Below are 11,005 nucleotides of genomic sequence, written 5' to 3'. Positions count from 1 at the left end.
AAGCAAATGCTTCTAAAGATATTATAAATCCCTCTTTTTCAATAATAAATACGATAAAAATATAAATAGGGCAGTCCAACCCAATACAATGGCTATTTCGTACCAATGTACGGCATAGTCGTAAGCTAAATTTGCTTTATTAGGAAATTTTGTCATGGCTATACGTTGAAAAGGTTGCTCTATTAACTTATACATCGATTTTAAAGGAAAGAAATTCTGAATTTTTTCAGCTAAACGAGTGTCTAATTTCCAAGCCATGAGTCCAAATATTATCCATTCTAAAATAAAAAGAATAAACAAAAAAGCTAAAGCAAATGCGGAACGTTTTACAAGCATGCCAAAGAACAAACACAAGCTAAAAAAGCCCATGAGTTTTACAAAATAGGCAACTAAAAAATTAGTTTCTTTAAGAATGATAGATACTTCATTATAGCTAGAATAATACATGCCAATGCTAAATGAAATTAAACTAATTAATACGGTTGAAACTAAAGAGAAAAACACAATCGTATAAAATTTAGATAAGATGAATTCTTTTTTACTTAAACCATCAATAAGGTTTTGTTTTAAGGTTTTATTGCTGTATTCATTACCAATCATGCTTACTACAACAATAGCAAAAAAGAATTTGAATTGCGAAGCAAAAAAAGTATTTAAGTGCCAGATTATAGGGAAATTAAAAATACCTAATTCACCCAATTCTAAAGTGAAAAACCCAAAAACATTTATTTTGAATGATGATAATAAGATAACAAAAAATGGTAGAATGAAGGATATGAAAATAAGTATTTTACTAGTTCTATTAAGTAAAAGTTTTTGTAATTCTAAATTTAAAAGTCGAAACATGTGATTGGTTTTGGAGGTGTTATTGCTTGTCGGTTAATTGCAAAAATTGTTCTTCTAAACTTTCTTTACGTTGTACTAAATGCGTGAGAATGATGCCTTTTTCGAATAAGAATTTATTGAATTCGTCGGATTTTAAAGGTTCATTTAAAAAAGCGGTAACTAAGGAGTCTTGCACTTTTATTTTAGCAAAAGTTGGGTGGCCTTCTAAAAGTTTTATTAATTGATCTTGGTTGTTGCATTTAAGTTCGAAAAAACCGTGACTCGAAATCATTTCATCTACTCTACCAGAATATAATTTTTTGCCTTTACGAAGTACCACGACATGCGAACATACTTTTTCAACTTCGTCTAATAAATGAGATGCTAATAAAATAGTGGTGCCTTTTGCGGCAATTTGTTTTATAATTTCCCGTATTTGATGAATACCTTGGGGGTCTAAACCATTAGTAGGTTCATCTAGAATTAAAATTTCAGGGTCGTTAAGTAGGGCAGAGGCAATGGCTAAACGTTGTTTCATACCTAAGGAATAGGTGTTGAATTTGCTATCTTTTCTTTCTAAAAGCCCAACAATTTCCAGTTTTTCGTTTATTTTACTATAATCTACGGCTTTAATTTTGCAAACTAGCTTTAGATTTTGGGTAGCCGTCATGTATGGGTAAAAGTTGGGGCGCTCAATAATGGCACCTACTTTTTTTAAAGCATCATGTGTAGTCGTGTGGCCATCAAACCATTTAAAATTGCCTTCGGTTTTATTTACAACGTTTAAAACAATGCCTAAAGTAGTTGATTTACCGCTGCCGTTTGGTCCTAAAATGCCATATACATTGCCTTTGTTTATGGTGAAAGATAAATTGTTTACAGCTGTTAGATGCCCAAATTTTTTAGTGAGATTATTGATTGTGAGTATAGGCTCCAAAATATGATGTTTTTAAGCAGCAAAAGATTTACTACTTTGGTTAGTTATAAAAGTATGACGATAGTTTGTTTGATTTGTTACATGTTAGGAAAAATTAAGTATATTTTGTGATGCGTTAGGGATTACTCATACATTTCTATTGTAAAATTGAAATCGTGAATGCTCCGCATTTGAAACGAAAATCCTTTTTGTGAGGTACGAACAAAAAGATTGCAGAGTATAGCCCGACCCTTGTGGTAATGCCTTAAAAAGTACTATTTTTGATTAACTTTATATTTTATGGACGATTTAATAATTTCTAAGAAAAAACCATCTTTTCCAATAAAACCTCAGTTACATGACTACCTTTCAGAGTATAATAGGAATATAAAAATACCTATTTTTTATGATGATTTATTGCGTTTTCAAGGATCGATTGTGGTTTATGATAAGGAGGATAATGATACACTTTGGATTCGGGTGTATTATAATGAGTTTGAAAGACAAGAAATTGAATTGTCGCTGAAGAAAGTGTATACCATTTTGCATTCGGATGGTAACGAAAATACATTGCCATTTTTAAGTGTGGATGCCATTGATTTTTGCACGTTTGGAAATTCAAAACCTTTTAGAATAAAAATCAGAAATATTTTAAATGATAATTTTACATATTTCTATATTAAAACTGCTGATGCGTCGCGTGTTTATGGTTTGGAATTAGAGCACATGCTTTCTCCATATAATTTGAATTTTTTAGTTTATAAAGATACTTTAATAGAAGAGCATATTGCGGGTATTCCGGGTGATGAGTTTATTAAGAGTTTTTTACCAAAATGTGATAAATCTGAAAAATCACAAATAGCAAAAGAGTTTGTAAAATTTAATGAGCGTTGTATGATTCGGCTTTTAGGCGATATGCGCTCGTATAATTATGTAATTGTGCCAACACACGATTTTGACCACGTGGTTTATAAAATTAGAGCCATAGATTTTGATCAACAATCATACGAAGGAAAATTTAATGTTTACAGGCCACAGTTTTTTAAGGAAAATTTAAAAATGGTAGAATTGGTGTCTGAAACCTTTCAAAAGCTATCCATAGATCAATATAAAATTGAAGAACGTTCTATTTTGGTAAAACGTTTAAAAAGTTTTCATGGACGCATAGACGAACTTGTAGATTGTATGGTGCATGACGTGATATCTAAAACGGAAAATATTGATTTGTTAAAAGCAAAAATTTATGATTATACTTTAGATGCAGACTTTATGAAATGTAAATCTATGGGGCAGATACTTAAAAAATCTTTAGAATTTTTAACTCAAAATTATGAAAACATTAACCCTGCAAACTTTAGATAGAGTGGGTTAGTTCCAGTTTTCGTCGAAGTCCAAGCCGTCGTAATCTTCTATATCTAAATCGTCTTCAAATTCATCGAAATCATCAAAGTCGTCATCGGTATCAAATATTTTTTCTGGTGCTTCATCTGGGATTTGCCCATGTACAAACATTAAATTAGGATAGTCTACACCTTGGGTTTCTTCCACAATTTCAGCTAATTCCACGTAAAATGTCCACATACTTAAAAAGTCGTACACATAAATAAGTCGAGTTTGTTTGTCGTGAACGACATCGTTAATGGCGGTTTCATTCATTAAGCGTGCCGAAGTATCTTCGCTTAAATCGAATAATGATATTTCTTCACCTTGATCCCACTGGATATTGCTTAAATAAAAAGATGCCATTTCGGTACCATCAAACCCAAACGATTGGGTGATGATGTTATGTAAATCTTCAAGCGTGTCGGTTTCTCGTATTTCTAAATCGCGAAACACATCATCATCAACATCGTTATCCAATATAACTCTAAATCTATAAATCATAGGTAAAAAATATTTTGCAAATGTATGTTTTTTTAAGTTATTTAGAAAAGCGATGTAAAGTAAATGTCATAGCACTTAATAATAAAAAAGCACCTATTTGATGCGCCACACCTAGCCACAAGGGTACTTGTAAAATAATAGTAAATACCCCCAAAATAAATTGAGTAATTACCAAAATAATTAAAGAATTAACACCTTTTTGTTGATGAGGTGTGAGGGTAAGTGTTCTAGATTTTCTCCAGATAAGAAATATAAAAAACACCACTAAATAAGCGGTTGTACGATGAATAAATTGGATCCCACTTGGGTTTTCTATAAAGTTTTTATAAAGCGGCTCTAGTGTGTAGGCAGTAAAATGAATAAACTCGCCTTCATTCATCATAGGCCAGTGGTTATGCAGTAAACCGGCCTTTAAACCAGCTACAAAGGCACCATATATAATTTGAAAAATTAAAACAGAGTAACTGATAATAATAAGTTTTCTAACGGGTTTGTTGGCTGGCTTTCGGTTTGGAAACATCAAGTCTAATGCAACCCAAAGCGTTGCTGCAAATGTTAGGAAAGCCGTTGTTAAATGGGCTGCGAGTCTAAAATGACTCACATCAGGCATATCTACGAGACCACTTTTAACCATGTACCAACCTAAAAAACCTTGAAATGCCCCTAGACCAAGAAGCACCAAGCATTTTAGTATGGTTTTTTTAGTAAGTTGTTTTCTTAGTAAAAAATAAATGAATGGTATCATAAATACCAAGCCTATAACACGACCAATAACACGGTGTAACCACTCCCAGAAATAGATGCTTTTAAAATCTTCTAAACCAAAATGATTATTAAGTTTTTGATATTCTGGGTATTGTTTGTACAAATCGAAGGCTTCTTGCCATTCTTGTTCGCCTATTGGGGGGATGGTGCCCGAAATTAATTTGTAATTTGAGATTGATAATCCAGAATCGGTTAATCGAGTTATGCCACCAACAATAACCATAATGAATATGAGTAGGCAGCCTGTTAATAGCCAATAGATGACTTTTTTGTTGTCTTTTTTTTGTTTCAAAGGTTCAAAGTTTCAGAGGTTCAGAGGTTCAGAGGTTCAAAGTTTCAAAGGTTCAGAGGTTCAAAGGTTCAGAGGTTCAGAGTTTCAGAGTTTTAGAGTTTTAGAGATTCAAAGTTTTTTTTGAAACTTTGATACTTTGTAGCCCTGTTACTAATTACGCCTTGATTTTTTTAATGAAACTGGTTAACATTCGTTCAATTTCTCTTGAGTTTTCATAAAGTGCGTTGAAGTTTTCTTCTTTCAAATACTTTAAGTTATAAGCTATTTCCATTTGCGTTTGTAATTCGAATAAAGAACTTAGAGCAATATTTAGAAACCTTAAATAATCTTTTAAACCTTCTCTTCCGTAGCCTTCTGCGATATTACTTGGAATAGACGTTGCCGACCTTTTTATTTGTGAGGTTAAAGCATATAACTCATCAGAAGGAAATGTTTTAACTTCTTTGTAAATTTCGGTAACTAAAGTCATAGACTTTTGCCAAATAAGTAATTTTCTAAACGTATTATTGTTTTCCATAATTACTTTGAGTCTTTGTCGCTTTGAAGTTTTGAGACTTCTAAACCCAATCGTTCCCCTTCCTTCAACATCAAATTGTAAGCTGCTTCATGTTCATTAGGTATATCGCCTTCTAAAATAGCTTCTTTAATCGTTTCTTTTATAATACCAATTTCTCTTGAAGGTTTTAAATTGAACGTTTCCATGATTTCTTCACCAGAAATGGGGGGTTGGAAATTTCTAACATGGTCGCGTTCTTCAACTTCAATAATTTTATCACGAACAATTTTAAAGTTATTATGGTATTTGCTAAATTTTTTAGGGTTTTTTGTGGTAATATCAGCTTCACAAAGTGTCATCAAATCGTCTACAAAATCACCTGCATCAAAAACCAATCTACGAACAGCCGAATCGGTAACTTCTTCATTAGCTAAAACTATTGGGCGCGAACTCATGAATACCATTTTCTGAACAAACTTCATTTTTTCATTCAAAGGCATTTTTAAACGCTTGAATAAATGATACACCATTTTTGAACCCTCAAACTCATGCCCATGAAATGTCCATCCCACTTTTTTACTGAATTTTTTTGTTGGTGCCTTTCCAATATCGTGCAATAAGGCAGCCCAACGTAACCATAAATCGTCAGTGTTTTTAGCAATATTATCAACGACTTCTAGAGTGTGATAAAAATTATCTTTATGGCGTTGACCTTCCACTTCATCAATACCTTTTAATGCAATAAGTTCGGGCAGGATGTGTTTTAAAAGGTTTGTACGTTCTAAAAGCAAAAAGCCAATGGACGGGGTTTCGCTTTCAAGAATTTTATTAAGTTCTACAACAATGCGCTCGTTGGTAATGATTTTAATTCTTTCAGAATTTCTAGTAATTGCATCTAAAGAACTTTGTTCAATAGTGAAATTTAATTGGGTTGCAAACCGAATAGCACGCATCATGCGCAGTGGGTCATCACTGTAAGTGATATCGGGGTTTAATGGGGTGCGAACAGTTTTGTTTTCTAAATCTTTAATACCATTAAAAGGGTCCAGTAAATTACCGAATTTAGATTCGCTTAAATCTAAAGCCATGGCATTTATGCTAAAATCACGACGGTTTTGATCGTCTTGAAGCGAACCATTTTCTACTGCTGGGTTTCTACTGTCTTCAGTGTATGATTCTTTACGTGCCCCAACAAACTCCACTTCAATATCATCATAACGAAGCATGGCAGTGCCATAAGTTTTAAAAACCTGTACTCTGGGTTTGTTTGGTAGGTTTTTTGCAACCTGTCTGGCAAGTTTTATACCATCACCAATCGCAACTACATCAATATCTTTAGCGTTGCCACGCTTTAAAATAAAATCGCGTACAAAACCGCCAATAACGAAGCTGTCTAGACCTAATTCTTTAGCAGATTGGGAAATTATTTTAAATATATTGTGGTGTAATGCTTCTTTGTAATTCATTTAATTATGCCACTAATTCACGAATGTTTTTAAATTATAAAACTATTCTTTTGTGTTCTAATAGGTCTTTGAGAAAATTAGCTATAATTGCCAGTTTACAATTAGACACTTTTAAATAGTTTATACACTGTGAAATATGTTTGTCGTTTAAATTTCTGTTGATTTTATTTCTAAAATTATTTTATTATAAACCACAAAATCTGTGTAAAATTTGTGATTTAATATGGTGTCTTTATAACTTACCACGAACTCTTTTTCTCTTTTATAAGGGATGTTTAGGGTTTTGAATTCATATTCTAAAGCATCCTTATAAACTATTTCAGAAAAGCCATTACCTAAATTGTTGGCTGTTTTTTATTCTCGAATAATCTTTACAACCCCATTATTACTTAACTTAATAATAGACGATGGTTTGTTACAATTTTTTTCACGATGCAAATTTACAACATAGTCTACACCTTTTAAAACCTCTTGTTGTATTTCTTTAAAGGAATTTGGAGTTGGATAACCACTAATATTTGCAGATGTAGAAACAATGGCACCATTAAGTCTTCTACAAAGTTGGAAGCAAAATTCATCATCAGGAATTCTTATAGCGATGGTACCGTCTTCTGCTATTAAATTTGGTGCTAAATTTTGGGCATCATCGTAAATAATCGTAGTTGGTTTATCTGTAATGTCCAGAATGTTTAGGGCTACTTCGGGTATTTGTTTTACATACTTTTTTAGCATTCTATCATCGGCAACTAAACATATTAAAGCTTTACTATCTACTCGTTGCTTTAGGGCGTATATTTTTTTTACAGCTTCGGTATTTGCAGCATCGCAGCCAATACCCCATACAGTGTCGGTTGGGTAAAGTATCAGACCGCCTTCTTTTAAAATTTGTAATGCATTATTTATTTCTCCAATCATTTTATGAATCTTATATTTGCAACGGTGCAAATTTACAACACAAAATTAATATGATGTGTTTTTGAATTGAAGTAAATTGCATGATATGATTTTTTGTGAATTTATTGTATTTGAATGAAAGAAATTAAGGTTTTTAATAGAGAATTAGAGGACGGTTTTAAAGAGAAATTGTCCAACGTAATTCATAATTTTGATACGTTTAAAGGCGGTGTTGGTAAGCGAAATATAATTAAAATAATACCTCTTGAAGGAGTAAGTTTAAATATAAAAGCCTTTAAAATTCCAAATACAGTAAATAAAATAGTATATAATTTTTTTAGAAAAAGTAAAGCACAACGCTCGTTTGAGTATGCTAATAAGTTAATGGCACTAGGAGTTGGAACACCAAAGCCTATTGCTTATTTTGAGTTTAAATCACTATTTTTTTTCAATAAAAGTTTCTATGTAAGTGAACAATTGGATTGTGATATGACTTACAGGGCGCTAACAAAAGATTTTAATATTCCCGATTACGAAAACATATTAAGAGCTTTTACCCGATTTACTTTTAGTCTACATGAGAAAGGTATTCAGTTTTTAGATCACTCACCAGGAAACACATTAATTAAAAAGAATGGAAATAATTATGATTTTTATTTAGTGGATTTAAACAGAATGAATTTTGGACCTTTGGATTTTGAAACCAGAATTAAAAATTTCGCACGTTTAACTATTCATAAATCGATGGTTGAAGTAATGAGTGATGAATATGCAAAATGTTCTGAAGAAGATTATAATAAAATCATCAATTTAATGTGGCAAGAAACAGAAGCCTTTCAGGAGAAATATCATAGAAAAAAACGATTAAAGAAAAAGCTTCTAAAAAAATAAACTACTATTTTGTTTTCCAAAGCCTGTAAAGTTTCACGTATTTAAAAAAAGTTACATTATAGGTTTGAACACAAATAACTAATCCGTTTAAACCATCTAAGAAGCCCAGTCTTAAAAAATAAGATTTAAAAAAGGCCCAAGCAGGTCTGTAAATAATTTTCCAAATAGACGATTTTTTACCCAATTTAAAATAAGCTTCGGAAGCAATAGTTGAAAAACGTTCTACTTTTTGATTATGGTCTGAATAATCTCTATAAATCCAATGCAGTAAATCACCTTTTAGTTTGCTGAATTTAAGTCCTTTTTTCAAGGTATAGGAATCGTGTGGGTTTATGCCTTTCCATTCTCCACTATCTTTTTTAAATAATCGAAGTTTTTTATCGGGATACCAATCAGAATGTTTTATCCATTGCCCGCAATAATTGTTCAATCGGTTGCAGTAATAACCATCAAATTTCCAATTCGTTTTAACTTTTAAAATGCTACTTTTTAAAGTTTCCGAAAGGGCTTCATCACCATCAAGCGATAGTATGTAATCATTATTTGCTAGCGAAACCGCATAGTTTTTTTGTTCAATATACCCTTCAAAAGGATGTTGAACAAACGTAACATTAAATGATTTGCAAATTTCGGAAGTTTTATCAGTTGAAAATGAGTCTACTACAATGATTTCATCAGCGATTCCAGTTAAAGAATTTAGACATTTTTCTAAATGTTCTTCTTCATTGTATGTTATAATAATTGCTGAAAGTTTAATCATTAATTGGGGTTTTTGCAGGAGTAAAAGTAAGATAATTCTTTTTAATAAGCCTAAGATTTACCAAAAATGGAATAAATTTTTAAGCGTCTAAAAAATGAAATATTTCTTTTTTCTGGTACACCATTTGTTTTAGTGTATGCTCTTACTGTTGCAACCATACGTTCGGCAGATTTACCATCATTATATGGGTGGAATTGTTCGTTTAGATATGCTCTAGATTTTGAAAAAGGATCTGTTTCTAAATTTGTTTTTACTAACATTTCTAATGCGTCATAGTCATTAGAGTTTTCCCAGTTAATATTTTCAGAAATGCTTTTAAACGTAATTACAGGTTTATCGAGTAAAATAAATTCGTATATAACAGATGATGTATCGCTTACAAGTAAATCGGCTACCAATAAAAATTTAATGATATTTTTTTCTTCTTGAAAAATAATATTGGGCGTTATTTTAGCTAAATCTTTATAAACGTCTAACCACTCTTGGGCCATTAGTGGATGGAACTTTAAGAGAATGATATAGTCTTTATGGTTGTTGGCAAGTTGTTTAATTTGATTAACCAAATAAGGACCAGATGTGAGTTTTGGAGAAAAAGTTGGAGCGTATAAGACTATTTTTTTTGCGTTATGTGTTTTTAGAAGTTCTGCTTTGTAACTCGCGTATGTGCTTTTGTCTTTTCCGTAAATATCTAGTTTTGGCCAGCCAGTTTCAATAACATCAAAATTTTTATGTATAATCTTAAGTTCGTTAAATTTATTAGTGAAATATGGACCTTGAGTTAGGTATAAATCGAAATAGTGTCTAATTCTAAAGTGTCCTTTTTTTTCACCAGCTAAACCATGAAATATTTGTGTTTTTAAACCTCTTAAATAATGAGGAACTTCATTTCCTGGAACAAAAATAACATCGCTATTATAAGCCTTTAATTCGGAAAGTTTTGTGGTATGTTTATCAGATTTAAAAGGAAAGTCATTATAAATAGGTTCTTTAATAAACCATATGAAATCATCATTACTAGCTACAAGAACCTCTTTAATAGGTTCTAAAATACCGAATGCGTAATTATTTTGGCAAAAGAGAATAACCTTCATTATAATAAATTATTCACATTTTCTAAATCTTCAATAAAATCAATCTCCATACAATTATAGGCAGAAATGTCTACAGCTTTAATTTTAAGATTGTCTTTCTCAATGGCAAGTTCAAGACCTCTTTCAAAATAATCATTATCACCACACGTTTCTAATCTCTCGATAAAACTTAAAATGTCATTTGATGAAATAAAATTGATGCCTACGGCCTCCCCCAAACCATTTTTTACGATTTTAGAAAGTTCGTTTATAAACCCATCTTTAAGAGTATATTTAACTTCTTCTTCTGCGACTTTACTTGTATTTACGGCAACAAAAGACTGATTTTGTTTAATAAACGGATTAAGGATATCAAGTATTTTTTCGTCAAAAACAACATCACCATTAAACCAAAGAACCGATTGGTTTCTGTGCTTTTTCAAAGCTTGTAATAAGCTTTTAGATGTATTTGTTCTATCAAAAAAAGGGTTGTAAACATAGGTGAGTTCTGGAAAACGCTCCATTATCAAGTCTTTTTTAAAACCTACCACAACATTAATATCATCAATATTATATTTTGAAGCAATGTTTTCGGTTTGCATTTGCATAATGCTTTTTCCGTTTTTAAGTGGTGTTAATGGTTTTGGAAAAGGGTTTCCTAATCTAGAGCCAATTCCAGCAGCAAGAATGATTATTTTCATTTAAAGAAAATTATTTAAAGATAATTAGATAGTTATAAACGTAAT

The 11,005-nt window shown here is 31.4% G+C and carries 12 protein-coding genes and 1 pseudogene; 2 read left to right on the top strand and 11 right to left on the bottom strand.

All coding sequences use genetic code 11. From position 1 onward, the window contains the following. Positions 1-21: 21 nt before the first annotated feature. Positions 22-846, bottom strand: a complete 825-nt coding sequence (locus QLS71_RS01855) for an ABC transporter permease subunit (protein WP_308991234.1) — start codon at positions 844-846, stop codon at positions 22-24. 19 nt (positions 847-865) lie between these two features. After that, positions 866-1,762 carry an ATP-binding cassette domain-containing protein gene (locus QLS71_RS01850; protein ID WP_308991235.1) on the bottom strand — a complete coding sequence of 299 codons (897 nt, stop codon included), beginning with the start codon at positions 1,760-1,762 and terminating at the stop codon, positions 866-868. Between the two features lie 279 nt (positions 1,763-2,041). Between QLS71_RS01850 and QLS71_RS01845 the strand changes: the two genes are divergently transcribed. Continuing rightward, positions 2,042-3,103, top strand: a complete 1,062-nt coding sequence (locus QLS71_RS01845) for a hypothetical protein (protein ID WP_308991236.1) — start codon at positions 2,042-2,044, stop codon at positions 3,101-3,103. Between the two features lie 6 nt (positions 3,104-3,109). Here QLS71_RS01845 and QLS71_RS01840 read toward each other — a convergent pair whose 3' ends face one another. The 6 genes and pseudogenes from QLS71_RS01840 to QLS71_RS01815 all read right to left on the bottom strand — a co-directional run bounded on the left by QLS71_RS01840 (position 3,110) and on the right by QLS71_RS01815 (position 7,559). After that, positions 3,110-3,625, bottom strand: coding sequence for a hypothetical protein (locus QLS71_RS01840; RefSeq protein WP_308991237.1), 516 nt, complete (start codon positions 3,623-3,625; stop codon positions 3,110-3,112). Between the two features lie 37 nt (positions 3,626-3,662). Then, entirely contained in the window at positions 3,663-4,682 is a 1,020-nt protein-coding gene (locus QLS71_RS01835; protein ID WP_308991238.1) for a COX15/CtaA family protein, read from the bottom strand. 154 nt (positions 4,683-4,836) lie between these two features. Further along, entirely contained in the window at positions 4,837-5,199 is a 363-nt protein-coding gene (locus tag QLS71_RS01830) for a four helix bundle protein (RefSeq protein ID WP_308991239.1), read from the bottom strand. A gap of 2 nt (positions 5,200-5,201) precedes the next feature. Beyond that, complete coding sequence (locus tag QLS71_RS01825; RefSeq protein WP_308991240.1) at positions 5,202-6,644, bottom strand: HD domain-containing protein; 1,443 nt, start codon at positions 6,642-6,644, stop codon at positions 5,202-5,204. Positions 6,645-6,678: 34 nt separating this feature from the next. Beyond that, positions 6,679-6,980: pseudogene (locus QLS71_RS01820) on the bottom strand (GxxExxY protein); the annotation flags it as partial. An 18-nt stretch (positions 6,981-6,998) separates the two neighbouring features. Then, a complete protein-coding gene (locus QLS71_RS01815) occupies positions 6,999-7,559 on the bottom strand; it encodes an L-threonylcarbamoyladenylate synthase (protein WP_308991241.1) in 561 nt (186 codons plus the stop codon). A gap of 114 nt (positions 7,560-7,673) precedes the next feature. On the opposite strand from QLS71_RS01815, the gene QLS71_RS01810 reads away from it, so the two are divergent. Further along, the gene (locus QLS71_RS01810) at positions 7,674-8,429 is read left to right on the top strand and encodes a lipopolysaccharide kinase InaA family protein (RefSeq protein WP_308991242.1); all 756 of its coding nucleotides are present in this window, start codon (positions 7,674-7,676) and stop codon (positions 8,427-8,429) included. A 4-nt stretch (positions 8,430-8,433) separates the two neighbouring features. Here QLS71_RS01810 and QLS71_RS01805 read toward each other — a convergent pair whose 3' ends face one another. From QLS71_RS01805 to QLS71_RS01795, 3 genes are read right to left on the bottom strand one after another with little or no spacing between them, the layout of a single operon-like run. After that, complete coding sequence (locus tag QLS71_RS01805) at positions 8,434-9,189, bottom strand: glycosyltransferase family 2 protein (protein ID WP_308991243.1); 756 nt, start codon at positions 9,187-9,189, stop codon at positions 8,434-8,436. Between the two features lie 50 nt (positions 9,190-9,239). Next, positions 9,240-10,280: a CDP-glycerol glycerophosphotransferase family protein gene (locus tag QLS71_RS01800; protein ID WP_308991244.1), complete on the bottom strand. Its 1,041-nt coding sequence runs from the start codon at positions 10,278-10,280 to the stop codon at positions 9,240-9,242. Continuing rightward, on the bottom strand, positions 10,280-10,960 hold the full coding sequence (locus tag QLS71_RS01795) for a phosphocholine cytidylyltransferase family protein (protein WP_308991245.1): 681 nt from the start codon (positions 10,958-10,960) through the stop codon (positions 10,280-10,282). The genes QLS71_RS01800 and QLS71_RS01795 overlap by 1 nt, the downstream gene beginning before the upstream one ends. Positions 10,961-11,005 lie beyond the last annotated feature (45 nt).

Origin of the sequence: Mariniflexile litorale (genome assembly GCF_031128465.2) — a bacterium.
Classification (GTDB): Bacteria; Bacteroidota; Bacteroidia; order Flavobacteriales; family Flavobacteriaceae; genus Mariniflexile; species Mariniflexile litorale.
The sequence above is the reverse complement of the archived record's forward strand: the minus strand, read 5'-3'. Positions and strand labels throughout refer to the sequence as shown.

Coding starts and splice junctions, on each gene's coding strand:
- QLS71_RS01845 (WP_308991236.1), top strand. CDS start 2,042: ATGGACGATTTAATAATTTCTAAGAAAAAACCATCTTTTCCAATAAAA.
- QLS71_RS01830 (WP_308991239.1), bottom strand. CDS start 5,199: ATGGAAAACAATAATACGTTTAGAAAATTACTTATTTGGCAAAAGTCT.
- QLS71_RS01840 (WP_308991237.1), bottom strand. CDS start 3,625: ATGATTTATAGATTTAGAGTTATATTGGATAACGATGTTGATGATGAT.
- QLS71_RS01815 (WP_308991241.1), bottom strand. CDS start 7,559: ATGATTGGAGAAATAAATAATGCATTACAAATTTTAAAAGAAGGCGGT.
- QLS71_RS01805 (WP_308991243.1), bottom strand. CDS start 9,189: ATGATTAAACTTTCAGCAATTATTATAACATACAATGAAGAAGAACAT.
- QLS71_RS01855 (WP_308991234.1), bottom strand. CDS start 846: ATGTTTCGACTTTTAAATTTAGAATTACAAAAACTTTTACTTAATAGA.
- QLS71_RS01825 (WP_308991240.1), bottom strand. CDS start 6,644: ATGAATTACAAAGAAGCATTACACCACAATATATTTAAAATAATTTCC.
- QLS71_RS01810 (WP_308991242.1), top strand. CDS start 7,674: ATGAAAGAAATTAAGGTTTTTAATAGAGAATTAGAGGACGGTTTTAAA.
- QLS71_RS01795 (WP_308991245.1), bottom strand. CDS start 10,960: ATGAAAATAATCATTCTTGCTGCTGGAATTGGCTCTAGATTAGGAAAC.
- QLS71_RS01800 (WP_308991244.1), bottom strand. CDS start 10,280: ATGAAGGTTATTCTCTTTTGCCAAAATAATTACGCATTCGGTATTTTA.